The organism is Amycolatopsis sp. NPDC049868 (genome assembly GCF_044461365.1).
GTDB lineage: Bacteria > Actinomycetota > Actinomycetes > Mycobacteriales > Pseudonocardiaceae > Amycolatopsis.
In genome coordinates this window covers 104,214-129,929 of the sequence record NZ_JBITKV010000017.1, presented here as the reverse complement: position 1 = coordinate 129,929, position 25,716 = coordinate 104,214, and the positions used below count along the sequence as shown (strand labels likewise).

The following is a 25,716-nucleotide window of genomic DNA, read 5'->3' as shown; positions in this document are numbered from 1 at the left end:
TCGTCCCTGGTCAGATGGCGCGGATCCGGTGCACGAACTCGGTCAGGTCCGCGGCGGAGGCCCGGCCGCTCTCGCCGGCGAAGCCGGTGACCAGCCGCACCAGCGCGTCGTAGGCCTCGGTGTGGTCGTACGACGTGGCGTCGGCGACCTTCATCGACCACCGCCAATAGCCCTTGAGCGTGTCGGCCAGCGGCATCCGGAACGTGGCCAGCACGTCCTTCAGGTCCGCCACCGTCGCGCCGAGTCCGTGTCGCTCGATGTAGGCGCCGACGAGTTCGCTGTAGAACGCGAAGTGCCGGGCTTCGTCACGGGCCAGCCGGTGCAGCAGATCGCGCAGCACCGGCTCCGCGGCGACCGCCTTGAACCGCTGGTAGAACAGCTGCGTCGCCTTCTCCTGCACCAGCGTGTAGGTGAACGCCTGCACCGGCGTTTCATAGGGCAGTGCGAACTTCTTCCGCCCCTCCTGCGCCAGCTCCCGCATCAGCGTGTCCGGATCGCTGATGCCCGCCTCGATCTGGTACCTGGTCAGCACCGAGGCGTGCCGTTCCTCGTCGTTGGCCCAGGAGATCAGGAACCGGAAGTACTCCCGGTTGAAGCAGAACTCCTCGATGGCCTGATCGCCGCCGGAGACCGGGAACGCTTCGAGGAAATACGTGAGGTACCCGGGAATGTGGTCCTCGATGAAGGTGATGAACCGGACCACCGAGCTGTCGGTCTCGGTCAGCTCCTCCGGGCGCAGCGCGTCCCATGCCAAATCGTCGACCGACCACTGCCGGGCGCCCGCACGGCTGACCGCGAAGCCGGCCAGCCGCCGCATCTCCTCCGGCGGCAGTCCCGCACGAATGCCGGGCTCCGCGGCCGGGTTCATCGCACCTCCGTCGGGCCCATGCGCGATTTGACCGCGGTGAACGCGTAGTGCTTGGTGGTGTAGCCCCAGCCCGCGTTCGCCGTCTGCAGGTATCGGACCAGCGGTTCGCTCATGCCGGGCGCGACCTCTTCGACGCGCTCGCGCCGGGCGTGCACGCGTTCCTCCCACTGCTCGATCGTGCGGTGGTAGTGCGCGGTCAGGTCGGTCAGCCCGGCGAGGCTGAACCCCGCCGCCTCCATCGCCTCCACCAGCACCGACGCGGGCACCATGTCGGCGAAGCCGAAAATGCTGTCGGTGACGTGCACGGTGCCGGGCCGCCGGGAGAACTCGCGATAGGTCTCGTGGTCGCGGAAACAGCTTTCCGACACGTACAGCGACCCGTTCCGCCGCAGCAGCCCGCGAACCTTGCGCAGCACGTCGGTCCGGTCGGGCATGTGCACGATCGAGCCCAGCATGGTCACCGCGTCGAACGGCCCGGGGACCTCAACGCCGGTGAAAGCCCCGGGCACCAGCGTGACCAGTTCGGAGACGCCCATTTCCTCCGCGCGCGCCCGGATGAAGTCCGCCTGCGGTCCGGACGGCGTCACACCGGTCACGCGGCAGTCGTATTCCTGTGCCATGAACAGCAGCAGGCTTCCCCAGCCGCAGCCGATGTCGAGCAGCCGCTCCCCGCCGCGCAGGCCGAGTTCGCGCGCGACGAAGTGCAGTTTGTTCGTCTGCGCGTCGTCAAGGTCGGTGTGCTCGGCGTCGTACAGCCCGGAGCTGTACTTCAACCGCTGGTCCAAATAGAGCGCGAACAGCTCCGGCGGCAGCTCGTAATGCTGGTTCGTCGCGTCGCGCGCCTGCTGCGGGGTCGTCGCGGTCATGACCCCGCCAGCTCGTCTCCGATGCCCTTCCGCACCAGCTCGACCAGTTCGTCGACGGTCTTGACCGCGAAGATCTGCTCGTCCTCGAACTCGACGTCCCACCGGCGTTCCAGTTTGGACACCACACGCAGCATCTTCATCGAGTCCGCGCCGGGCAGGTCCCGCAGGACGTCGTCGGCGGCGATGTCGGCGGCCGGGATCTTCAGCTCCCCGGCGAGGGTCTCGGCGGTCGCGGCCGCGATCTCCTCGCGGGTGATCGTGTCGGTGCTCATGATTCTCCTGTTCCGTGGTCGAAATAGTGGCTGACGCGGCCGAACGCGGCCTCGTCCAGATCCATCAGGTCCTTCGCCTGTTCGGAGCGGATCGGCTGGAAGGTGCCGCGCGCCATCACGTGCACCTCGCCGTCCGGTCCGGTGATCTCGGCTTCGGTGTGCAGCACGCCGTTGCCCTGTCCGGTGATCCGCGCGGCCGTCGTGTACGGCACGTCGACGCGCAGCGGCAGCAGCATCCGGCTGCTCAGGCTCACCGAGAACGCGAGCATGCCGTGCACCAGCGCGAGAGTGTCGCCCATGACCTCGTCCAGCAGCACGTGCACGATGCCGCCGTGCACGATCCCCGGGTAGGACGCATAGTCCGGCGAGAACACTGTCACCGCACCGAATTCGCCGTTCGGCAGCTTCCGCATCCGCAGTTTGAGGCCGACCGGGTTGCGCGGCGCGCAGCCGAAGCAGTTGAACGACGGTTCGGCGTGCCAGGGGAATTCGATCTCCTCCCCCGGCAGAGACGACGCGACGGTCATACCGCGGCCGCCTCGGCCTTGATCGACTCCTCGGCGATCGCGCGCCGGACGTCGGCCATTTTCGTCAGCTTGTACCCGGTGATCGCGGAGAAGTACTTGAACAGCTGCTCGCAGCACTTCGCCCACTCTGCGCCGTCCTCGTCGACCTCGGCGAAGTAGGCGAACATCTCGTCGATGGTCTCGTGGCCCTCCAGCTCGGGCAGGTTGCCCTTGAAGCGGCTCACCGGGTGGCGGTACAGGTCGCGGGTGGTGCCCATGTAGATGTAGAGGGTCTCGACCACCGAAGCGAGTTCTTCGGGCCGCTCGGCCAGCTGCTGCGCCGTGTAGTACACGAATTCGCGCGCGTGCCGGGCTTCGTCGCCGCTCGCTTTGCGCAGGATCTCCGCCAGCACCGGCTCTTCCATGCTGCGCGCCACGCACTTGTAGGCGTGGGTGGCGAGCACCTCGCAGATCACGTTGGTGGCCAAGGTCGCCGCCCGGGTGACGCCCGGCGGGTACGCCTCGCGCATCGACGCGATGGTGCGGTGCTCGATGCTGTGGCCCGCCAGCTGCAACCAGGTCTGGAACGCGAGGTGGTGCTGGATCTCCTGGTAGCCCCAGATGCAGGTGAACTGCGAGAAGTCGTAGTCCATGCCGAACTCGTTGAGCAGCCCGTGCGTCGCGGCGACCACATTGGACTCGCCGATGATCGCGCCCTTGGCGAAGACCACGTGCTCGGGTCGCACCGCCTGCGGGGTGAACTCCGACCACGGGATGTGGTGCATTTCCCAGGTGGCGTGCTGGTATTCGGCGAAGATGCGGGCACTGTGCATCTGCTCGTCGGCGAGCAGGGGCACGCCGGCCCGCGAAGTCGTCCTGGTGTTCACACTCGTTCTCCTTGCGCGTCGGGTGCGGTCTCGGAAACTTCGGCCCGGTCCTTGGCGCCCGCAGTGCCCCCAGCGCCCTCGGCGAGGAGCCGCGCGGCCAGGACCCGCTGCCATTTCCCGCTGGTGGTGCGCGGGATCCAGCGCGGTTTGACGGGGTAGACCGCCACCCGCGGCAGGTCCACCTCGGCGGCGATCCGCCGACGGACCGCCTCGCTGACCGTGGCGGCGTCTTCGGCGGTCTCGACGATCACGCCGATCCGTTCGCCGCCTTCGTCGTCGGTGTCAGCGAAGGCGACGCACCGGCCGCGGTAGATCCCGGGCACGGTCCGGGCGACGGTCTCGACGTCGTCGGGGAAGAAGTTCTGGCCGTGCACCACGACCATCTCCTTGCGCCGCCCGGTGACGTACAGCTCGCCGTCCAATTCGAAGCCGAGGTCGCCGGTGCGGAACCAGCCGGAGTCGAACGCCGCGGCGGTCGCTTCGGGGTCCCGGAAGTAGCCGGTGGTCACCGCTTCGCCGGTGATCTGGATTTCGCCCAGTTCGCCGTCGGCGGCGACGGCGCCGTCGTCGCGCATCACCCGCAGCTCGATGCCGTGCACCGCGCGGCCGACCGAAACCACCGGCTTGGCCGCGCCTGCGGATTCGGGCACCGGACGCGCGAGGCCGGTGCCGCTGAGCTCCTGGCGGTCCACCGCGCGGATCTGCGGGAGGGAACCCGGGCTGGGGTAGCTGATCGACAGGGTGGCTTCGGCCATCCCGTACACCGGGTACATCACCGACGGGTCCACACCGCCGGGCGCGAAGGCTTCGGCGAACCGGCGGACGGTCGCCGCGCTGACCGGTTCCGCGCCGTTGAAGGCCAGCCGCCAGCTGGAGAGGTCCATGGCTGCCCGCCGCTCGGCGGGGACGCGGTCGACGAGGTAGTCGTAGGAGAAGTTGGGGCCGGTCATCACGGTGCCGCGGTGCTCGGCGAAGTGCGCCAGCACCGCTTCCGGGCGCCGCAGGAAGGTGGTCGGCGCGAAGACGTGCACGTCCGCGCCGTTCAGCCAGTGCGACTGGAGCCCGATCAGTCCCATGTCGTGGAAGGTCGGCACCCACTGGAGGAACACGTCGTCTGGGCTGAACGCGCCGGAGACCACGCAGGCCCGCAGTCCGGCCATGGTCGTGGCATGCGGCAGCATCACGCCCTTGGGCAGGCTCGTGCTGCCCGAGGTGAACTGCACGACGGCCAGCGAGTCCGGTTCGACGGTCGGCAGCGAGTGCGCGTCGCCGGTGCCGTGCGGGTCCGGCGGCGGCACCAGCGCCACGCCGGTGCCGAGTTCCCGCAGCGCCTCGCCGAGTTCGGCGTAGCCGGGGTCGAGCACGAGGTTGCGCATGCCCGCAGCGGTCACGATCCGCGCCAGCCGCCGCGCGGTGTTGGGCACGTCCGCGAATCCGGCCTGCACCGGCAGCACGCTCACCGCGGCCCCGGCGCGCCAGAGGCCGAAGATCGTGGTGAAGAAGCGGGCCGCGGTCGGCACCAGCACGCCGACCACGTCGCCGGGGCGCACCCCGGCGCGGAGGAACTCGTGCGCGGCGGCGGTGGCGGCGAGGTCCAGTTCGGCGGCGGTGATCCCGTCACCCGCGGTGGGGAACCTGGCGTGCGCCTCGGGGGTCGATTTCGCCAGCAGGGCAAGGCTTTCGCCAAGGGTGTGCCCGGCCAGCCGGGCGGTTCGCATGGGTGGCACGGTGGATCCCCTCAGGTGGTCGTCCGGTCGGATTGCTCGTCGCCCGCGGGTGAGAGGGCGTCGCGCAGCCATGCCCCGATCAGCGCCGCGGTGTCCGCCGCGTGCTCCTCGAGGATGGTGAAGTGGTTGCCGGGGGCGGTGGCGAGCGTGTGCGGGAACGGCCAGACCGGCGCCCAGTCCGACGGCCAGCCCTCCAGCGGCTTGGCGGCGCGGACGAACAGCACCGGGATCGGCAGTTCGGCCGGGGCCCAGTCGAAGTCCTGGTAGTGCAGCATCGCGGTGATCCAGCCGTCGTCGCCGGGAACCGCGAGGTCCGGGTTGTCCATCCGGGCCTGTGCTTCCTCGCCGAGCCCCGGCAGCAGCCGGACCAGCCGCTGATGCTCGCTGGGCACGTAGCTGTCGAGCACCACCACCCCGGCGGGCGGGGTGCCCAGTTCGTGCAGGCGGCGCGCGATCTGGTGCGCGACCAGTCCGCCCGCGGACAGTCCGGTCAGCACGAACGGCTGGTCGCCGAGTTCGGCGCGCAGGGCCTCCGCGTGCAGGTCTACCAGCACTTCCCGGGTCCGGGGCAGTGCCTCGGCGCGGCGGTACCCCGGGTGCCGCACCGCCCAGACGTCCCGCTCGCCCTTGAAGGACCTGGCCAGCCGCGCGAACTGCACCGGGTCGGACATACCGACGATGCCGGGGACGCAGACCAGCGCGGTGCGCGCGTCGCCGCCGGCCAGCCGGACCGGGACGGGCCGCTCGGCCAAATCGGCGACGGAGTCGGCGAAGGTGCGGGTCGCCTGCCATTCGGAGTCTCGGGCGATCAGCACCGATTCGCGCATCCGCGCGCCTTCCTCGTCGATCGCCTCCTCCGCACCGGTGGTCAGCAGTTCGGCCAGGTGCCGGGCCAGCACCACGGGGCTGGGGTGGTCGAAGGTCACCGTCGCGCGCAGCCGCAGCCGCAGCGCCCCGGCGAGCTGGTTGCGGATCCGGACCGCGGCCAGCGAGTCGACGCCGATCTCCAGGAACCCTGCGGTGGGGCGCAGTTCCGCGGCGTCCTCGTGCCCGAGCGCGCCCGCGACGGTGGTAAGGACGAAGTCGAGCAGCGCTTGTTCCCGTTCCTGGCCGGCGAGGCCGTCCAGCCATTGCCGCAGGTCGCCGTCCTCGGTGTCCGGCCGGTCGGCCAGTTCCCGCAGCAGGGGCCGATCCTCGGCGCCCTCCGGGTCGAACCGGGCGGGCACCAGCACGGGATCGCGCAGCGACACCGCGACGTCGAACAGCGCGAGCGCTTCCTCGGTGGCCAGTTCGTCGGGGCCGACGGCGAGGTGCCGGGTCAGATCGCTGCGCTCGGCCCATCGCCCCCACGCCAGCGAAAGCGCGGGCAGGCCGAGTACGTGCCGCCGACGGGCGAGCCCGTCGAGGACCGCGTTCGCGGCGGCGTAGTTCGACTGGCCGCCACTGCCCGCGACGGCCGCGGCCGAGGAGAACAGCACGAACGCCTTGAGCGGCTTGTCTTTCGTGAGTTCGTGCAGGTGCAGCGCGGCCTCCGCTTTCGGCCGCAGCACCGCGTCCAGCTGCTCCGGGGTCTGGGCCGCCACGACGCCGTCGGCGAGCGCGCCCGCCGCGTGCACGACGATGGTCGGCTGGTGTTCGGCGAGCACGCGGGACAGCTGGGCCGGGTCGGTGACGTCGCAGGACTCCACGACGGCCGTCGCACCGAGCCCGGCGAGTTCGGCGACCAGTTCCGGTGCGGAGCCGCGGCGGCTGAGCAACACCAGCCGCCGCAAACCGTGGGCGGTCGCCAGGTGGCGGGCGAGGAGTCCGCCGAGGGTGCCGGTGCCGCCGGTGATCAGCACGACGTCGTCCGCGCCGGCGAACCGTGTGGGCGTCGGGGCGAACGCCCGCACCAGGCGGCGTGCCAGCAGCACTCCCCCGCGCAGGGCGAGTTCGGGTTCGCCGGTGCCGAGCGCGGCAGCCACAGTCAGGGGCGTGACCTCGTCGGCGTCGAGCAGGACGAACCGGCCGGGTTCCTCGGTCTGGGCGGAGCGCACCAGGCCGCTCACGCCCGCGCCGGCCAGGTCGCGCAGCTCGTCGCCGCCCCTGGCCGCGACCGCGCCCGTCGTGCGGAACACCAGCTTCGACGCGGCGAACGCCGGATGGGCGAGCCACCACTGCACCAGCGCCAGCGCTCGGTGCGCGGAATCCCGCACCGAGCCCTCGGAAGCGTTGACGAGTACCGCGTTCGGCACCGGTTCTCCCGCCACGACAGCGGCGGCCAGCGCGTTCAGGTCCGCGTACGCGGGGAACTGTGCGCTGTCCGTGTCGACAGCCACGACAGTGCCCGCGGCGCTGCCGGTGGCGGGAACCTCGACCCATTTCTCCCGGAACAGCGCGTCCCTGGGCACGCCGTCGCGGGCCGCGGCAGGCCGCAGTGCCAGGGAGGCCACCGACAGCACCGGAGTGCCGCGGTCGTCGGCGACGTCCAGCCGCACCGAGCCGCTCAGCTCGCCGCGCAGGCGAACTCGCAACGCCGCCGGGCGCGTGGAATGCGCGGTCACGTCGGTCCAGCAGAACGGCAACATCGGGCCGTCGACGGCGGGGACGCCGGCCGCGAAGCCGAGGGCGTGCAAGGCGGAGTCGAGCAGCGCCGGGTGCACGGTGAAACCCTTGGTGTCGACCGGGCAGCTGATCTCGGCGAAGACCTCGTCACCGCGTCGCCACACCTCGCGCAAGCCCTGGAAGGCCGGGCCGTAACGCAGTCCTCGCTCGACCAGGCCGGCGTAGTGCCCGTCGTGCGCGACCGATTCCGCACCTTCCGGCGGCCACGCGCCGAGCGGCTCGGGTTCCGCCTGCTGCGGGCCGAGAATTCCTTCGCCGTGCCGGACCCACGCCGAGCCGTCAACCCTCGCGTGCAGCTCCAGGCCGCGTTGCCCGTCCGCATCCGGGGCTCCGACCCGCAGCTGGACCGCCACCGTCGCGTCGTTCGGCAGGATCAGCGGACGTTCCAGGGTGAGTTCCTTGACCGCCGGGCACCGGGCAGCGGCAGCGGCCTGCAAGGCGAGTTCGAGCCAAGCGGTACCGGGCAGCACCACCGCGTCCAGCACGCGGTGATCGGCCAGCCACGGCGTCTCCGCCGTCGACAGCCGGCCCGCGAGCACGAGTTCGCCGGTGCCCGCCAGCTCGACCGGCGGGTCGAGCACCGGATGCGTGCTGCGGCGGACTTCCTTCTGCGCCAACCAGAACCGCTTGCGTTCGAACGGGTAGGTCGGCAGCGCGGCGAACCCGGGACTGCCCGGCTCGCCCAGTTCCGTCCACTTCGGACTCAATCCGCGGACGTAGACCTCGGCCAGCGCGCCGAAGAACGCTCCCCGGCCGCTTTCGTCGCGGCGCAGGGTGCCGGTGACGACGGCGTCTTCCCCGACCGTCGCGGCCATTGCGGGCGCGAGCACCGGATGCGGGCCGACCTCGACGAAGAAGGCGAACTCCGGCGTCGGCAGGCCCGCCAGCGTTTCCGCGAACCGCACCGGCTGGCGCAGGTTCCGGTACCAGTACCCGGCGTCGAGTTCGGTGCCGGTCAGCACGGAAGCGGTCACCGTGGAGTGGAACGGGATTTCCGCGGCCCGGGGCGTGACCGGGGCCAGTTGGGCGAGCAGCCGTTCGCGGACCAGCTCCACCGCCGGAGAGTGCGAGGCGTAGTCGACCTCCAGGCGGCGGGCCTTGATCCCGGACTCGGCCATCTCGGTCACCAGCGCGTCGAGCGCTTCGGGAGCCCCGGCGACGACCACCGAGTCCGGCCCGTTGATCGCGGCGAGCACCAGCCGCTCCTCCAGACGGGGCTGCAGCAGCTCGGCGGACAGTTCGACCGAGACCATGCCGCCGAGGCCGGACAGGGCGGTCAACGCCTTCGCGCGGCGGCAGACCACGAGCGCGGCGTCTTCCAGGCTCAGCACTCCCGCGACGTGCGCGGCGGCGACCTCGCCCTGGCTGTGGCCGATCACCGCGTCCGGTTCGATATTCGAAGCACGCCAGACGGCGGCGAGCGACACCATCACCGCGAACAACGCGGGCTGCACGACATCGACGCGCTCCAACGACGGCGCGTCCGGGGCCTGCCGCAGGACGGCGAGGAGGTCCCAGTCGGTGTGCGGGGCCAGCGCGCGGGCGCACCGTTCGAGGTGCTCGCGGAACAGCGGGGAGCTGTCGAGCAGGTCCGCGGCCATGCCCGCCCACTGGCCGCCCTGTCCGGGGAAGACGAACACGACCTTGCCGGTCAGATCGGCGGTCCCGCGCACCAGGCCGGGGGTGATCGAGTCGTAGGCCAGCACGTCCAGCGCCATCCGCGGGTCTTCGTCCAGCACGACAGCGCGGTGTTCGAAGGTGCTGCGCGAAGCGATCAACGCGTGTGCCAGCGCCACCGGATCACGTCCGTCCACATGGGACAGCAGCTGTCCGGCTTTGGCCAGCAAAGCGGATTCGCTGCGCGCGGACAGCACCCAGGGCAGCTGGTCCTTCCCGGCCGGCGCGGCGGCGGGGCGCTCCGGTGCCTCTTCGACGACCGCGTGCGCGTTGGTGCCGCTGATGCCGAACGCGGACACGCCGGCCCGGCGCGGCCGCCCTTCCTCGGCAGGCCACGGGCGGTTCTCGGTGAGCACCTCGACCGCGCCGGTCCAGCCCACTTGGGACGAACGGGTGTCCGCGTGCAGGGTGCGGGGCAGGGTGCGGTGCTGCAGGGCGAGCACCATTTTCAGCAGTCCGGCGACCCCGGCGGCGGCCTGGCTGTGCCCGAGGTTGGACTTGACCGAGCCGAGGGCGAGCGGCGCGGCCCGGTCCCCGTCGAAGACCGCTTGCAGGGCGGCGACCTCGATGGGGTCGCCGAGCCGGGTGCCGGTGCCGTGCGCCTCGACCGCGTCGATGTCCTCGGGGCGCAGCCCGGCGTCGGCGAGGGCAGCGCGGATGACGCGTTGCTGGGCCAGTCCGTTGGGCGCGGTCAGGCCGTTGGAGGCACCGTCGGAGTTGATCGCGGTGCCGCGGACCACGGCCAGCACGGGATGGTCCTGTTCGAGGGCGTCGGACAGGCGTTCCAGCACGACGACGCCGGCGCCTTCGCCCCAGCCGACGCCGTCCGCGCCGTCGCCGAAGGCCTTGCAGCGCCCGTCAGAGGCGAGCGCGCCCTGCTGTTCGAACGCGCGGTAGATGCCGGGGGTGGACATCACCAGCGCGCCACCGGCCAGCGCGAGGTCGCATTCTCCCCCGCGCAGCGCGCGCACTGCCAGGTGCAGGGCGACCAGCGAGGACGAGCACGCGGTGTCGACCGAGACCGACGGCCCTTCCAGCCCGAGCAGGTAGGCGACCCGCCCGGACACCACGGCGGCCGAGGTGCCCGTCGCCAGATGGTCGGCGTGCTCGTCCAGGCGAGGCAGCAACAGCTGCCGGTAGTCCTGCTCGCTGGTGCCGGTGAACACGCCGGTGCGGGAGCCGCGCAGGCCAGCCGGGTCGATGCCGGCCCGTTCCAGCGCCTCCCAGGAGACCTCCAGCAGCAACCGCTGCTGCGGGTCCATCGACTCGGCTTCGCGCGGGCCGATGCCGAAGAACGCGGCGTCGAACCATGCGGGGTCGGAGAGGAAGCCGCCCGCGCCGGAGAGGTCGGCGGGCCAGCCGCGGTCGGCGGGGAACGCCGTCACCGCGTCCTTGCCGTCTTCGAGCAGCCGCCACAGCGCGTCGGGGTCGGTCACCCCGCCGGGGAACCGGCAGCCGGTTCCGACGATCGCGATCGGCTCCCGCGCCCGCGCCTGCGTCGCGCGCAGCCGCTCCCTGGTGGCCCGCAGCGCGGAGGTCACCCGGTCCAGCGTGGCCAGCAACTCGCCGTTGTCAGTCATCGATGAGATCCTCCAGCGCCAGCAAGACTTCCCGTTCGGCCCGGCCGAGCACGTCCGCTTCGGACACTTCGGAACCTTCTTCGACCGCCGCGGTCGGTTCTTCGGACGCTGTCGGCGTTTCGGCCGGGGCGTCCGCTAGTTCGGCTTCCAGGTACCCGGCCAGCGCGACCGGGGTCGGATGGTCGAACAGGGCGCTGGCGGGCACGCGCAGCCCGGTCCGCGCGCCGAGTTGATTGCGCAGTTCGACCACGCCGAGCGAGCTGAGCCCCTGCTCGTGGAAGGGCCGGTTCGGCTGGACCTGCGCGGCCGAGGCGTGCCCGAGGATCGACGCGGCGAGCTCGCAGACCAGGTCGCGCAGTTCGCGGCGGCGCTGCGCCGTCGACAGGCCCGTCAGCCGCAGCGTGGCCGGTTCGGCCGCCGGTGCGGCGGCCTGGCTCTGGCGGGCTTCCGGCAGCTCTCGGAACAGCGGGCTGGGCCGGGTGCCGGCGAACGCCTGGAGGAACCGGTCCCAGTCGACGTCGACGAGCACGAGACCGGACTCGTCGTTGGCGACCGCTTTCGCCATCGCGGCGAGGGCGACGTCGGGAGCGAGCACGGTCATGCCGTTGCGGCGCAACCGATCCCCGACCACCGTCGCGTCCGCGCCGTCCACCGCCATGCCGCCGTCGCCCCATGGCCCCCAGGCCAGCGAGGTCGCGGGCAGCCCGTCCGCACGCCGCTGGTCCGCGAGCGCGTCGAGGTAGGTGTTGGCCGCCGCGTAGTTGGCCTGTCCGGCGTTGCCGACGGCTCCGGTCGCGGAGGAGAACAGCACGAACGCTTCCAGTCCGCTGGTGAGGTCGTGGAGGTGGCGAGCGCCGTCGGCCTTGCCGCGCAGCACCCGCGAGAGGCGCTGCGGGTCCAGCGCGCCGATGACGCCGTCGTCCAGCACCCCGGCCGCGTGCGCGACGGCGGTCAGCGGCCGGTCGGCGGGGATCGCGGCCAGCAGGTTCGCCACCGCCTGCCGATCGGCGACGTCGCACGCGACCGCCTCGACCTCCGCGCCGAGCGCGGTCAGTTCGGCGACGAACCCGGGGGCGTCGGCGTGGCGTCCGGTCAGCAGCAGCCGCTCGACGCCTTCGGCGGCCAGCCACCGGGCGAGCCGACGGCCCAGCGCGCCGAACGCGCCGGTGACCAGGGTGGTGCCGCGGCGCGGCCAGCCGCCGGCCCCGTTCGCCGCCGGAGCGCGCAGCAGACGCCGCGCGAACACCCCGGACGCGCGGACCGCGATCTGGTTCTCGTCCCCGGCCAGCACCCCGGCCAGCCGTTCGGCCGCCGCCCGGTCCACCGTCTGCGGCAGGTCGGCCAGCCCGCCCCACCAGCGCGGATGTTCCAGTGCCGCGACCCGGCCGAGCCCCCAGGCCATCGCCTGACCGGGCGCGTCGAGTCGGTCGGCGGGGCCGGTCGAGACGGCGGACTGGGTCGCGCACCACAGCGGGACCTCGAGGTCGAGGTCCGCCGCGGCCTGGACGAGGGCGGTGGTCAGGGCGAGCCCGACGGGGACGCCGGGAGCGTCCGGGTGCGGCCGTTCGTCCAGCGCCAGCAAGGACACGAAGCCGTCGACCGGCCCGCATTCGCGCAGGAGCGCGGCGATCTCGGTGCGGGAGGCACCGGGCTCGACGGCGCGCACGGTGCCGCCGAGTGCGGTGGCCAGCGGCTCGGGGACAGAGTGCCCGGCGGGGTGCAGCAGTGCCCAGTTCCGTTTGGTGGCGTCGCGGTCGGCGACCGGCTGCCAGCTGATCCGGTACCGCAGCCGGTCCGCCTCGGCGTCCTGGTCGCGGCCGCGTCGCCAGCGCGCCAGCACGGGCAGCAGCTCGGTGACGTCGAGGTCGGTGCCGAGGAGCTTGCCGAACCGCTCCGGGTCGCCGCCGGCGACGGCGTCCCAGAACTCCGTGTCCTCGCTGCTTTCCGCGGCGGGTGCGGTTTCGGGGGGCAGCCAGAACCGGCTGCGCTGGAAGGCGTAAGTCGGGAGGGGCACCGGGCGCGCTCCGCTGCCGGCGTACCAGGCGGCCCAGTCCGGTCCGTGCCCTCGAACGTGCAGGGCGGCGATCGCGGCGCGCACGTCGTCGTCCCGGATCGCAGGGAGCACGGCCGTGTCCTCGGCGTCGTCCAGGCAGTCCGCGGCCAGCTCGGTCAGGGTCGCGCCGGGGCCGATCTCCAGGAACGTGGTGGCGCCCTCGTCGGCGAGCGTCCGCACGCCGTCGAAGAACCGGACGGCCTCGCGGGCGTGCGCCACCCAGTAGTCCGGTGTGGAAAGTTCCGCGTCGGTGGCGATCCGGCCGGTCAAGCCCGATACCAAGGGAACACGCGACGGCTGGAAGTCCAGTTCTGCCACCACCGCGCGGAACTCGGCCAGCATCGGCGTCATCAGCTCGGAGTGGAAGGCGTGCGAGGCACGCAGGCGTTTGGTCCGGCGGCCCTGCTCGCGGAACCGTTCCGCCACCGTCGCGACGGCCTCGGCGACGCCGGAGAGCAGCACCGAACGCGGACCGTTGACCGCGGCCACCGAAACTCCCGGCGGCAGCTCGCCGAGTTCGTCCGGGGCGGCGGCCACCGCCCACACGGCGCCCCCTTCGGGCAACGCCTGCATGAGCGAGCCGCGCGCGGCGACCATCCGGCACGCGTCCGGCAGCGACAGCATCCCGGCGACGTGCACCGCGGCCAGCTCGCCGATCGAATGCCCGAGCAGCAGATCCGGGCGAATGCCCCAATGCTCCAGCAGCCGGAACGCCGCGACCTCGAACGCGAACACCGCGGGCTGCGTGAATTCGGTGCGGTCCAGACGGTCCTGGTCCTCACCGAACATGACTTCGCGCAACGGCAAGGGAAACTCGGCGCACACCTCGTCGAAGGCGCGAGCGAACACCGGGTACCGCTCGGCCGGCGCGCGACCCATTCCGAGGCGCTGGCTGCCCTGTCCGGTGAACAGGCAAGCCAATCCGCCGTCCACGGTTTCGCCGGTGGTGAGCGCGGGGTCGGTCCGGCCGGCCGCCAGCGCGGCCAGCGCGCGGGTCAACTGTGGACGGTCGCCGGTGAGGACGGCGCGGTGCGCGAGTGCGGCCCTCGTCGTGGCGAGCGAAAACCCGAGGTCGCGGGCGTCGGTCTCTGCGGCGGAGTGCGCGAGCAGGCGGGCGGCCTGTGCACGCAGGGCGTCCCGCGAGCCGGCCGACAAAGTCCACAGTGGAGCGGGGGAAACCTCGTCGGGCGCTGGGGCTTCGTCTTCTGCCGGAGGTTGTTCCAGTACCACGTGGGCGTTGGTGCCGCCGATGCCGAACGACGAGACGCCCGCCCGCCGGACGCGGTCGCCGTCCGGCCATTCGGTCTCCTCGGTGACCAGGCGGAGGCCCCCGGTCCAGTCCACATGGGAGCTGGGCCGATCGACGTTGAGCGTGGCGGGGATGATGCCGTGCCGCATCGCCAGCACCATCTTGAGCACTCCGGCGGCCCCGGCGGCGGCCTGGGTGTGACCGAGGTTCGATTTGAGCGAGCCGAGGAGCAGCGGCCGGTCCGCCGGACGGTCCGCGCCGTAGACCGCGGCGAGCGCCCCAGCCTCGATCGGGTCGCCGAGCTTGGTGCCGGTGCCGTGCGTCTCCACGACGTCGACCTCGTCGGGCGTGAGCCCGGCGTCGGCGAGCGCGGTGGCGAGAAGTTGTTGCTGGGCGGCGCCGTTGGGGGCGGTGAGGCCGTTGCTGGCGCCGTCGGAGTTGACCGCGGACCCGGCGACCAGCGCGAGGACGGGGTGGCCGTGGCGGCGGGCGTCGGAGAGCCGCTCCAGCACGAACATTCCGCCGCCCTCGCCCCACGCGGTGCCGTCGGCGCCCTCGGCGAACGGCTTCACCCGCGCGTCCGGCGCCAGCCCGCCTTGCCGGCTGAACTCGACGAACACCGTCGGTGAGGACATCACCGCCACGCCGCCCGCCAGCGCGAGCGAACACTCGCCGCGGCGCAACGCGGACGCCGCCAGGTGCACGGCGACGAGCGACGACGAACATGCGGTGTCGATGGCGAGGTTGGGTCCCTGCAAGCCGAAGGCGAACGAGATCCGCCCGGACGCGACGCTGCAGACCGTCCCGATCGCGAGGTTCTCGTGGGTGTCGAGGCCGCCGGCGCCGTAGTCGTCGTGCGCCAAACCGGCGTAGACGCCGGTGTCGGAGCCCCGCAGCGTGGTCGCGTCGATCCCGGCCTGCTCGAACGCTTCCCAGGCCAGTTCCAGCAGCAACCGCTGCTGCGGATCCATCTCCAGCGCCTCGTGCCCGCCGATGCCGAAGAAGGCGTTGTCGAACTCGGCCGCGTCGTGCAGGAACGCGCCCTCGCGCACGTAACTGGTGCCCGGACGGACCCGGTCCGGGTCGTAGAGGGTCTCGACGTCCCATCCGCGGTCCTCGGGCATCGGCCCGATCACCGAGCGGCCGTCCGCGACGACCCGCCACAGGTCGTCGGGATTCTGCACGCCGCCCGAGAACCGGCAGCTCATGCCCACGATGGCGATCGGCTCGTCCGACGCCGTGCGCCGGGCCACCACGGTCTGGGGTCCGGCGCCGTCCAGGTGCGCGGCGAGCCGCTCCGGAGTCGGGTGGTCGAACAGCGCGGTCGTGGCGATCGGGAGGCCGGTCCGGCGGCGCAGCGCCCGGACGAGTTCCACCGCCGCGACGGAGTCGAGGCCCAGTTCCAGGAAGGTCCGGTCCGCCCGGTAGTCCGCGCCGGTCAACGCCTCGGTCTCGGCCCGGATGACCCGGGCCAGATCCCGTGCCGGGGACCGGGTTTCGACCGGTTCGGCGGTCTCGGCGGGCAGGTGCACCCGGTGGCCCGCGACGATGCTCGGCCACGCGAGCGGCACGCCGTGCCCGTGCAGTCCGGCCGCCGTGCCGAGCACCGCGTGGAGTTCGGATCGGGCGCTGCGCAACGCCGACGTCACGAAGACGTCGCCGCGCGCGGCCTCGGGGAGCGTTTCCTCGACGAGCGCGGCGAGGACGCCGTTGGCGCTCATGTCGAGATAGGTGTCGACCCCGGCGGCAGCCAAGCCCCTTACGCAGTCGAGGAAATGGCCGGTGCCGCGGACTTGCGCGCCCCAGTACTCGGGACGGCACACCACGTCGGAGTCGGTGCCGAGCCCGGGATGCACCGGGATGATCGGGATGCGCGGCGGCCGGGCGGGCAAGCCGCGGATGAATTCTTCGAAGTCGGCCGCCATCGGCGCCATGTGCGGGGAATGGAAGGCGCGGTCGACCGCGAGCTGCTTGACCTTGCGGCCGCGGCGTGCCCAGTCCTCGGCGATCCGCAGCACGACGTCGCGGTCGCCGGAGAGCACCACCGACTGCGGCGCGTTGACCGCCGAGATCTCGGCCTTGCCGGTCAGGCCGGCCAGTGATTCGCGGGCCTCGGCCTCGGTGACACGCATCGCCACCATCGCGCCGCCGACCGTCGTTTTCGTGCGGAACAACCGGATCCGCTCGGCGAGCACCGCACACACGTCCGGGAGGGTGAACACCCCGGCGACGGTGGCCGCGGCCAGCTCGCCCACGGAATGGCCGGCCACGAAGTCCGGGCGTACGCCCCAATGCTCGAACTGACGGAACAGCGCGACTTGCAGGGCGAACAGGGCGTCTTGGCTGTAGAGGGCTTCGTCGGCGGGGTCGACACCGGTTCCCCTTTCGCCGAGGAGGAGTTCGTGGACCGACCAGGTCGAGACGGCGTCCAGGTGCGCGCAGACTTCGTCCAGTGCTTCCGCGAACACCGGAAGCCGTGAGTACAGCTCTCGTCCCATGCCTGGACGTTGGCCGCCCTCGCCGGGGAACATCAACGCGACCTTGCGCCCGTTCCCCGCTCGGACCGGAGCTGCCGTTCCGTCCGCCAGTTCCGCCAGCCCGGCGGTCGCCTCCTCGCGGTCGGCGGCGACCACGGCCGCGCGGCAGGCCAGGTGCGGCCGGGCGACCGCCAGAGTGTGCGCGACGTCCCGCAGTGGTAAGGGCTCGGCTATTTCCAGGTGTGCCAGCAAAGTGCCGGCTTTGCCGCGCAGTTCCTCCGGGCTTTCGGCCGACAGGAGGATCGGCACCGCCGTCTTGTTCTCAGGGGTCGCGGGACGGTCTGGCGGCGGCAGCGCCGAGGCCGGGCTGAGGCCTTGCGCGAGTTCGGACAAATCCTCGTCGACAGCGTCGGGGGTGAGCAGGCAGTGGACCGGATCGTCGTCGGCGACGGCGCGGGCGGCGCCTTTCAGTACTGTGTAGACGGTGCGGTCCGGCGAGGTCCATCCGGCGAGCGCGAGAGTGGACGCTCCGGAGCGGAGGCTGTCCGCGGCCAGGCGGATCGCCGAGTCTTCCGCTGTCTCCGCCGGACCGGTCAGGCCGAGTTCGGCGCCGACCGGCGGGTGCCCGGCGGCGAAGACCCCGACCACGTCCGCCGGCCCGGGGACGATCGCCGAGTTCTCCAGTGCCCGGCGCGCGATCTCCGCCGCCGGCTCCGGTCCGGACGCGAGCCCGACGACCGCCAGGGACGCGGAAGCAGTGCCGCTGTCGAAGGCCATGAAACCAGCCGTCTCCGTTTCGAGTGTCGGTGACTCAGGCGGCCGCCGGGGCGGACACGATGCGGTCGACCCCTTCGACCGACGCCGATTGCGGGCTGGTGGCGTCCGACGGCGAAGACTGCCCGGAGCGGCTCGCTGTTCCCATTGCCAAACACTCACTTTCCGTCCCGCCTGAACGAATTCCGTTTCGGCGATACCCGCGCGGACTCGTGCCGGAAAACGGTCCGCGCCGACGGCGTCCCGACAACCGGGATTTCGTCGAGTTTCCGTTTTCCTGACTCGGAAATGGTCCAGCGAAACTAGCGATCGCCCGCGACGCCGGACAACCCCCTATGCCGCGATCGCGCCCTGCTCCCGCGCTTAGGGGGTAGCCCGGCATTCAGGACGCCGACCAGGGGAACTACGGGACGGTTCGTCTTGGGGACGGTATTTATGCCGGGGTTCTCCCGCCGGCGGTCCGTTCAGCGGGCTGACGGGTTCCGGAGTCCTGGCGTGTCATTCTTTTCGCGTGCTCCGGAATCGTTGCGGAACAAAGTTTCCGCTTGAGCCGACGTCGCGGCCAGGATGGCGTCGGCGAACTGCTGGTATGCGGAGTCGTCCGGGTAGCGACGTCCCGGGGCGGCGATCCGGGCAGCTGCCTCCTCACGGCGCCGTCCGCGATCTGGCGTGACCTGGCGGCTTCGGCTGCTCGCCGGATGCGGTCGCGGTCCGATCCACCGCGTCGTCCTCGATGAACAGCGTGGCGTAGTCCAATTCGAACTCGCCGACGAAGCGGTGCCAGAGTGGCCATCGATCCGAAATCTACTCGGCGGTCCGTTCAGAGCGGTCCGACCGCGGCCCCCGCCCGGACACCCTCGGCTTCCCCGCCGTCCGCATCCCGCCGGCCTGTGCCGCCTCCAGTTGGAGCTCCACCGGCAAGTCCGTCCGCTTACTCACCTTCAGCTTCCGGAACACTCTGGTCAGATGCTGCTCCACCGTGCTCGGCGTGACGTGCAGCTTTGTCGAAATCTCCAGGTTGGTGTACCCGAACGAAGCCAGCGTCGCCACCCGGTACTCCGACGACGTCAGGATCCGCAGGATCTGGTCGTTCTGCACAGCCGCGGCCGCGACACCGGAGGAATCGGAAGCATCAGCCGCCGGAGTCGCCGCGGCCGCTTGGTCCGGCGCTGCCCATTCGGCACCCGACTCCGGCCTGGGCTCCTCGCTCCCCCGCGGCGGCGTCATCTCCAGCCGGCACGCCTGGCCCAACCGCCGCGCGCGCAGCAGCACCATCCGCGCCTTGGCGAACTGCTTCATCGCCTGGTGCGTCCGGCTCAGGTCGAACAGCGCCTGCGCCAGCTCCAGCCGATCACCGCTGGCGTACAGGACCTCGACGGTTTCCTTCAGCATGGCCAGCCGCGAGTTCACGTCCTCGGTCGCGGCGAGCATCCGGAGCGCGGCGCCGCGCACCCGCGGCGTACGGAACCGGGGATGCGCCAGCTGCCGGTTCGCCAGTTCCCGTGCCCGGTCGGCGTTGCCGAGCCGCAGGTGCGCCTTCGCGCTGTCGGTCCGCCACGGCGCGAGCGTGGGCGCTTCGAACCCCCACGCCGTCATCAGCTCCCGGCACCGCTCGAAATCGGCGAGCGCGGCCTCGACGCGGCCGGTCGCCAGGCAGTACCGGCCGCGGGCCCGCAGGTACGGCAGGCAGTAGCCGGAGCGGTACATCTCCTCCGGCACCGGCTGCCGCAGGTGTTCGCGGACCGCCTCGTGGTCGCCGATCACCGTGGCGACGCTGATCAGCACCGCCAACGGCATCCCGATCGCGACGCCCCACCGTTCGGCTCCGACGGCCTCGATCGCGTCGCGCGCGTAGCCGGACGCCTTCGACAGTTCCCCGTACCGCAGCGCGATGTCCGCGCGGCAGGCCGAAAACACCGCCTGCCACCACGCCACTCCTCTGGCCTTCGCCTCTTCGAGCAGCGCGTCGCACCAGTTCGTCGCGTTCTCCAGGCGGTCGGCGTAGATCAGCGTGTGCAACGCCGACGACATCGGGCCGACCGTCAGGTCGTCGAGCGGCGTCGCCTCGAGGAGGCTTTCCGCCGTCGAGACCGCGCCGTGCTCGTCCGTGCCGCCCAGTACCGTGATCAGCGCTTCCGACGCGGACGCCGCCCACCGCGCCGGCTCCGCGTCCTCGCGAGCCGCCGCGCCGGTCGCTTCCGCCCAGCGCGGGGCCAGCGCGGGATACGCGTGCCGCAGCCAATGGCCGACGTCGGCCACCGTGCTGTTCAGCAACCGGCGGCTGGCGTACTCGCGGCCGAGCCGGTCGAGGACGGGTTCAGCGTCCGGCTGTCGGCCCGCCCACAGCAGGCGCTGCACCAGGAAGACTTTCTGTTCCGGATCGAGGTCGCCGGCGCGCTCGTGCTCGCATAGGCGGGTCAGGTGCCGGTCGGCGACGGAACCCCCGCGCATCTCGGCGCGGAGCAGCAGTACGCGCAGAGCGGCGGCTTGCGGTCCGTCCGGCTGCCCGGTCAGCGCGTGCTCCAGGTATTCGGCGGCCCGTCCGGCGTCGTCCGCGCGCAGCGCTTCCTTGGCCGCGCTGTGCAGCTGCTCCACCGCCCACGCGTCCGGTTCGCCGCCGGCCGCGAGGAGATGGTGGGCGACCCGGCCCGCGCCCGCCTTGTCCGCGTGCAGCGCCCGCGCCGCCGTCACGTGCAGCTTCGCCAGGTCCTCTGGCTCCATGCAGTCGATCACAGCCTCGCGGAAGGACCGGTCGCGGAAATCGTTGCCGTTCAGAAAACCGACCGTGCGCAAGGCCCGCAACGCGCGCGCGACGTCCGCGGGTCTGCGGTGCACGAGCCCGCTGAGCCGTTCCACCGTGCTGTCCGGGCCGAGCACCGACACCACGCGGGCGAGCGCCAGGACGTCGGATCCGCTGCGCCGCAAGCACGTCAGCACCGCGTGCCGGAACGCGTCGCCGACCACCGGGCGCGCGTCCTGGCCGGGTTCCGGCCAGTCGAGCTGGTCTTCGATCAGCGCACGCACCAGAAGAGGGTTTCCGCGTGTGATCGTGTAGCACCCCGCGGCCAGCCGCTCCACTGCGTCTGGATCGAGATGCTGGGCCAGCAGCTTCGCCACCCCCGCCGCCGAGAGCGGCGCGAGGCCCACCCGCCGGAAGTGCAATTGGCGGACCAGTTCGATGCGGTAGGACGGATGCGCCGACCGGCCGTGCGCCAACTCCGCCAGCAGCAGCATGATCCGGGCCGAGCGCATGCGCTCGGCGAGGCGGAGCAGGCAGTCCATCGACGACGCGTCCACGTGCTGCGCGTCGTCGACGGTGATCAGCAGGGGCGTTCTCTCCGCCAGTTCCAACGTCAGTTCGAGCACGATGTTCGCGACGTCGAACGAAGAAGGCGGAACACCGTTCGAGGACCGCGCGATCAACCGCGTCAGCTCGAGGGTTTTCGCCCGCGGCACCGGCAGATCCCGGACGAGCCGCTGCAGGCTGCCGTACGCGCGGGTTTCCCGGTCACGGTCTCCCGTCATCGTCAGCACGACCGCGCCCTCACTCGCCCGTTGTTCGGCGAACGTACGGAGCAGTTCGGTCTTCCCACTGGCAACTGCGCCATTGACCAGAGCTATTCTCCCGTTCCCGGAATCCGTTTCGGAAAACAGCTCCTCCAGGAACTTTATTTCGTTTCCGCGCTCGATCAGCACTGTCGTCCTGCCCCCAAGCATTCGACAGCGGAACGCCGGGCAGCACGCGAGCGCGCCACAGAACCGCCGATATCGCCCCAGGCGACTCGCCTCGCTCCCGAGAAGCCGCGCCGCCTCCCGGGCGCACCGTTGCCTACCCCAGTTCGTTCCGCACTCTTTTCACCGTCTTGCCAGGCCGCCCCGCCCGAGGACGGCCCTGTCGGCCGAACCCCGACCCGACCAAAGACGTCACAACTGGTAAACTACGAGGTCAGCCCCTGAACACCGACCACGCGACCCGACCGGCCACCGCACTGCGGCCCTCGCTCGCTCCCGGTGCCCCAGGCCATCGCCGCAGCTACCGGCCGAGCCCTCGGCAGCCCCGGCCACTGCCGGTCCCGCGCCGGCGAAGGATCCGTCCGGCCTGCCCCATGATTCCCCCTAGAGATGCGTGCCCGTCTTTTCTTCACCTATCCGGAGACTATTGCAGCAGGCACCCGCATTCGGACATAAGCGACAATGTCGGGTCCCTGTACGTTTATTCCCGTCATCGCTGATCTTAGCGAGCACCCACTGCGCTCGCAATCCCCGCCGCGTCGGCGAGTGCGCCGTCGCGACCGCCGCACACCGCCGGTGACTTGCCCGAATACCGACATCCCAGACAACGGGACCGAACGCCGTTCCGTCGCGCATTTCACCTCGCACCGGCCGGAATTGCCCGTCCGCGCGCGCCCGCGCTCCTCCTCCGTTCACCGGGCCGGCTGCACTCGGGTGAACGGAGCCGCCAATTAGGTGAAACAAGCGCGGGCTTTTCCGCCGGATCCGCTGGGGGCGGCGCGGACTTAATAGGGGTTGTTGCCGTCGCGGATCCTCCGGCACCCTCGAACCTGCGGTTTCTCGCATTCGCCGAGAGCCCGGACAACGAAAGGGATGCCCGTGTCCGGACAAGACAACGGACAAGACAGCAGCCGGTGGATCCGGCGATACCAACCCTGGGACGGGGCGCCGTTCCGGATCGTCTGCTTTCCGCACGCGGGCGGGTCCGCGAGCTATTTCTTCCCGATGGCGAAGGCGTTGTCCTCGGCGGCCGACGTGCTGGCGGTCCAGTACCCGGGACGCCAGGACCGGCGGTCGGAACGGTGCTTGGAGAGCATCACGGAACTGGCCGACGAGGCGGCCGAGGCCTTGCTGCCCTGGCTGGACCGGCCGACGGTGCTGTTCGGCCACAGCATGGGGGCAACCCTCGGCTTCGAGGTCGCCCGACGGCTGGAAGCCAACGGAGCCACCGAATTGCGGGCGCTGTTCGCCTCCGGCCGCGTCGCGCCGTCGCGGGCGCGGGACGAGCGGGTGCACCAGGAACCGGACGACAACCGGTTCCTCGAAGCGGTCGAATCCCTCGGCGGCACCAATGCGCAGGTCTTCGGCGACGACGACTTGCTCCGGATGGTCCTTCCCGTGCTGCGCGCCGACTACCGGGCCGCCGAAACCTACCGCTGCCCGCCCGGGACGGTGCTGGAGATCCCGATCCACGTCCTGCTCGGCGAGGACGACCCCAAGGTGACCGTCGAAGAGGCCGAGAGCTGGCGCGACCACACCACCGCGTCCTGCACGCTGACCACCTATCCCGGCGGGCATTTCTATCTCTCCGCACAGGCCCCGAAAGTCGTCCGGACGATCGTCGACGTGCTGACGCCGACCGGAGGCACCCTCGCCCGGACCCTGTGACGACTTGTACTGACGATTGTCGAGCAAATGGGAGAATGACCATGGCACGAATCAGAATCAACCTCGTCGGTTCCCCGTCCCGGCTCACCCCGTTGGGCGACGGGCATTACGTGGACGACCTCACTGAGGACGTCAAGATCTGCGTCGACGGCGGATACGAGCACTTCTCGCACCGCGGGGAGTTCGAGCAGGTCGACGAGGCCCGCGTCGCGGTCTACCACTGGACGGGACGCACCAAGATCGCCGAGTAAGAAAACTGAGCGGCAGTGCGGGGAAACGACTTTCGCCCCGCACTGCCCGTTCCGCCCTCGTGCGCTGCCGAGGGCCGGGCTGATCTGCCCGGCAGCGGGGCACTCCGGGCTGGTCGTCCGAGGGGCACCGAACATTTGCGATGAGCGACAATTCCGTGCTATGGGCGCTCACGCATTCAGGGGTGGCGTTCTTGCCGAGTTCAGGGGCGGTCGGCGCGCGTCCGGCCGCACCGGATACGGGGCAGGGCAACGGACATAGGGGGTTGTCCGGTGATCACGAAGCGATACGCTCCGGCAGAGCCCGAGCGCCCGCCGAATGGCGCGACAATCACGCTTACCCGCGAGGCGGACTGAGATGAACGCGCAATTCGACACCGACGGCGACGCCGTCCTGCTCACCCCGCGCTTCACGGAGGACCCGTATGCGCTGTACGCGCTGCTGCGCACCCAGCGTCCGGTCACCAAGGTGCAGGTGCCCGGCGGGCCGCCCGCCTGGCTGGTCACCCGGTACGAGGACGTGCGCGCCGGGCTCGCCGACCGGCGGCTGTCCAAGGACATCACGGCCGCGCTGGACGATCTGCGCGCGGCGGGGGCCGGGGTCGCGGCGGTGACGCTTGACGACTTCGACGTGCACGACCACATGCTCAACTCGGATCCGCCCAAGCACACCCGGCTGCGGAAGCTGGTCACCAAGGCGTTCACCACCCGCGCCATCGCCGGGCTGCGCCCGCGGATCCAAGAGCTGGCAGAGGAACTGGTCGACGCGCTGGCCAAGCGCCTCGCCGACGGCGAACGATCGGTCGACCTCATCGACGCGCTCGCGTTCCCGCTGCCGATGAAGGTGATCTGCGAGATCCTCGGCGTGCCGGAAGACCGCCGGACCGCCTTCCGGAAATGGTCGCACGCGGTGCTGTCGCCCGCTTCGCCCGCGGAGTTCGTGACCGCGTCGGCGGAGATGACGGAGTACCTTTCCGTGCTGGTAGCGGAGAAACGGGACCGCCCCGGCGAAGACATCCTCTCCGCGATCGTCGCGGCGGACGAGCACGGCGACCGGCTGTCAGACTCCGAAGCGACCGGGATGGCCTCGCTGCTGCTCGTGGCCGGGCACGAGACGACGATGAACCTGATCGGCAATGGTGTGCTCGCCCTGCTGAAGGACCGCGCCCAGTGGGACCGGCTGCGGCGGGAACCCGGGCTGCTGACCGGCGCCGTCGAAGAGTTCCTGCGCATCGACAGTCCGGTGAACACCGCGACCGTGCGGTTCGCAACCGAGCCGGTGACCATCGGCGCGACCACCGTCCTGCCCGGCTCGACCGTGCTGCTGGCGATCGGGTCGGCGAACCGGGACCCCGAGGTGTTCGAGCGGCCCGACGAGATCGATCTGCAGCGCCCGCGGGGGAAGAGCCTCGCGTTCGGGCACGGCATCCACTACTGCCTCGGTGCCGCGCTGGCCCGGATGGAGGGCGAGATCGCCTTCCGGGTGCTCGCCGACCGGGTGCCCACGCTCGCCCTCGCCGTCGAGCCCGGCTCGCTGAACTGGCAGTCCAGCCTGCTCATCCGCGGTCTCACCGAACTGCCCGTCCGCGCCTGAGCGCCGGTTCTGGGGTTCGGCGTGGACAGTAGGGGTGTCCACGCGGACCGGGTTCGAGGACAGTGGGGGGTGACTACGGCCGCTTGCTGTGACCTGTGAAGGACGATTTCGCGTGCCCATAAGCATCAGTGATACAGAACCGTGGATCCGCCGGTTCCAGCCCGCCGAAGACGCGGCGACCCGGCTCGTCTGTTTTCCGCACGCCGGGGGTTCGGCCAGCTACTTCTTCCCGGTCGCCCGGACGCTCGCGCCGAAGCTGGACGTGCTGGCCGTGCAGTACCCCGGCCGCCAGGACCGGCGTGCCGAGCCGGGCATCGACAACGTGCCCGGCCTGGTGTCGGCGTGCGTGGAGAATCTCCTGCCCTGGCTGGACAAACCGGTCGTCCTTTTCGGACACAGCCTCGGCGCCACGGTGGCCTTCGAGGTGGCCAGGGTGCTCACCGGACAGGGCCGTGCCCCGCTGGCGCTGGTCGTCACCGGGCGGCGGGCCCCGTCCCGGCACTTCCCTGAGGAGAACTACCTCGGCAGCGACGACCGGCTGATCGAGATCGTGCGCGAGCTGTCCGGCGACGAGGACCCGGTCTCGGGCAACGAGGAGATCCTCCGCATGTCGCTGCCCTCGATCCGCAACGACTTCAAGGCGGCCGAGACCTACCGCTACGAGCCGGGAGAGCCGCTGCCCTGCCCGATCCACGCGATGAGCGGAACCGCGGACCCGAAGGCCCCGGTGGAGGACGTGCGGGCTTGGGGCGAGCACACTTCCGGGCGCTTCGAGATGAAGACTTTCCCCGGCGGGCACTTCTTCCTGAACGTACACGGTGCGGCGGTGAACGAGGAGATCTCTCGGGTCGCCAGTTCTGCGCTTTGGTCTGCGTAGGGGTTTCCCGACGGCGGAACCGGAAGCAGGGCCGGGTGAACGGGAACTCCCGCTCAC

13 protein-coding genes are annotated in these 25,716 nt (G+C 71.4%); 4 read left to right on the top strand and 9 right to left on the bottom strand.

The genetic code is table 11. The features are described from left to right. Positions 1-10 precede the first annotated feature (10 nt). The 9 genes from ACIBTM_RS41265 to ACIBTM_RS41225 form a co-directional block, all read right to left on the bottom strand. Positions 11-868: an acyl-ACP desaturase gene (locus ACIBTM_RS41265; RefSeq protein WP_395882576.1), complete on the bottom strand. Its 858-nt coding sequence runs from the start codon at positions 866-868 to the stop codon at positions 11-13. After that, on the bottom strand, positions 865-1,734 hold the full coding sequence (locus ACIBTM_RS41260; protein ID WP_395882575.1) for an SAM-dependent methyltransferase: 870 nt from the start codon (positions 1,732-1,734) through the stop codon (positions 865-867). The genes ACIBTM_RS41265 and ACIBTM_RS41260 overlap by 4 nt, the downstream gene beginning before the upstream one ends. Continuing rightward, the gene (locus ACIBTM_RS41255) at positions 1,731-2,006 is read right to left on the bottom strand and encodes an acyl carrier protein (protein ID WP_395882574.1); all 276 of its coding nucleotides are present in this window, start codon (positions 2,004-2,006) and stop codon (positions 1,731-1,733) included. Before ACIBTM_RS41255 ends, ACIBTM_RS41260 begins: the two co-directional genes overlap by 4 nt. Further along, entirely contained in the window at positions 2,003-2,533 is a 531-nt protein-coding gene (locus ACIBTM_RS41250) for a PaaI family thioesterase (protein ID WP_395882572.1), read from the bottom strand. Before ACIBTM_RS41250 ends, ACIBTM_RS41255 begins: the two co-directional genes overlap by 4 nt. Then, on the bottom strand, positions 2,530-3,399 hold the full coding sequence (locus ACIBTM_RS41245) for a ferritin-like domain-containing protein (protein WP_395882571.1): 870 nt from the start codon (positions 3,397-3,399) through the stop codon (positions 2,530-2,532). The genes ACIBTM_RS41250 and ACIBTM_RS41245 overlap by 4 nt, the downstream gene beginning before the upstream one ends. Beyond that, complete coding sequence (locus ACIBTM_RS41240) at positions 3,396-5,117, bottom strand: AMP-binding protein (RefSeq protein ID WP_395882570.1); 1,722 nt, start codon at positions 5,115-5,117, stop codon at positions 3,396-3,398. The genes ACIBTM_RS41245 and ACIBTM_RS41240 overlap by 4 nt, the downstream gene beginning before the upstream one ends. Positions 5,118-5,137: 20 nt before the next feature. After that, positions 5,138-10,987: an SDR family NAD(P)-dependent oxidoreductase gene (locus ACIBTM_RS41235; protein WP_395882569.1), complete on the bottom strand. Its 5,850-nt coding sequence runs from the start codon at positions 10,985-10,987 to the stop codon at positions 5,138-5,140. Continuing rightward, on the bottom strand, positions 10,980-17,543 hold the full coding sequence (locus tag ACIBTM_RS41230; protein ID WP_395882568.1) for a type I polyketide synthase: 6,564 nt from the start codon (positions 17,541-17,543) through the stop codon (positions 10,980-10,982). The genes ACIBTM_RS41235 and ACIBTM_RS41230 overlap by 8 nt, the downstream gene beginning before the upstream one ends. Positions 17,544-18,344: 801 nt before the next feature. Next, a complete protein-coding gene (locus ACIBTM_RS41225; protein ID WP_395882567.1) occupies positions 18,345-21,257 on the bottom strand; it encodes an AAA family ATPase in 2,913 nt (970 codons plus the stop codon). 888 nt (positions 21,258-22,145) lie between these two features. Between ACIBTM_RS41225 and ACIBTM_RS41220 the strand changes: the two genes are divergently transcribed. From ACIBTM_RS41220 to ACIBTM_RS41205, 4 genes are all read left to right on the top strand, one after another. Beyond that, complete coding sequence (locus ACIBTM_RS41220; RefSeq protein WP_395882566.1) at positions 22,146-22,940, top strand: thioesterase II family protein; 795 nt, start codon at positions 22,146-22,148, stop codon at positions 22,938-22,940. 41 nt (positions 22,941-22,981) lie between these two features. Then, entirely contained in the window at positions 22,982-23,191 is a 210-nt protein-coding gene (locus ACIBTM_RS41215) for a DUF5988 family protein (RefSeq protein WP_395882565.1), read from the top strand. 355 nt (positions 23,192-23,546) lie between these two features. Next, entirely contained in the window at positions 23,547-24,782 is a 1,236-nt protein-coding gene (locus ACIBTM_RS41210; RefSeq protein ID WP_395882564.1) for a cytochrome P450, read from the top strand. Between the two features lie 112 nt (positions 24,783-24,894). Continuing rightward, the gene (locus ACIBTM_RS41205; protein ID WP_395882563.1) at positions 24,895-25,659 is read left to right on the top strand and encodes a thioesterase II family protein; all 765 of its coding nucleotides are present in this window, start codon (positions 24,895-24,897) and stop codon (positions 25,657-25,659) included. The last annotated feature ends 57 nt before the right edge of the window (positions 25,660-25,716 follow it).

Excerpts from the sequence above, each read along its gene's own strand:
- ACIBTM_RS41260 (WP_395882575.1), bottom strand. The coding sequence starts at position 1,734 with ATGACCGCGACGACCCCGCAGCAGGCGCGCGACGCGACGAACCAGCAT.
- ACIBTM_RS41265 (WP_395882576.1), bottom strand. The coding sequence starts at position 868 with ATGAACCCGGCCGCGGAGCCCGGCATTCGTGCGGGACTGCCGCCGGAG.
- ACIBTM_RS41250 (WP_395882572.1), bottom strand. The coding sequence starts at position 2,533 with ATGACCGTCGCGTCGTCTCTGCCGGGGGAGGAGATCGAATTCCCCTGG.
- ACIBTM_RS41230 (WP_395882568.1), bottom strand. The coding sequence starts at position 17,543 with ATGGCCTTCGACAGCGGCACTGCTTCCGCGTCCCTGGCGGTCGTCGGG.
- ACIBTM_RS41240 (WP_395882570.1), bottom strand. The coding sequence starts at position 5,117 with ATGCGAACCGCCCGGCTGGCCGGGCACACCCTTGGCGAAAGCCTTGCC.
- ACIBTM_RS41255 (WP_395882574.1), bottom strand. The coding sequence starts at position 2,006 with ATGAGCACCGACACGATCACCCGCGAGGAGATCGCGGCCGCGACCGCC.
- ACIBTM_RS41210 (WP_395882564.1), top strand. The coding sequence starts at position 23,547 with ATGAACGCGCAATTCGACACCGACGGCGACGCCGTCCTGCTCACCCCG.
- ACIBTM_RS41235 (WP_395882569.1), bottom strand. The coding sequence starts at position 10,987 with ATGACTGACAACGGCGAGTTGCTGGCCACGCTGGACCGGGTGACCTCC.
- ACIBTM_RS41225 (WP_395882567.1), bottom strand. The coding sequence starts at position 21,257 with ATGCTTGGGGGCAGGACGACAGTGCTGATCGAGCGCGGAAACGAAATA.
- ACIBTM_RS41220 (WP_395882566.1), top strand. The coding sequence starts at position 22,146 with ATGCCCGTGTCCGGACAAGACAACGGACAAGACAGCAGCCGGTGGATC.
- ACIBTM_RS41215 (WP_395882565.1), top strand. The coding sequence starts at position 22,982 with ATGGCACGAATCAGAATCAACCTCGTCGGTTCCCCGTCCCGGCTCACC.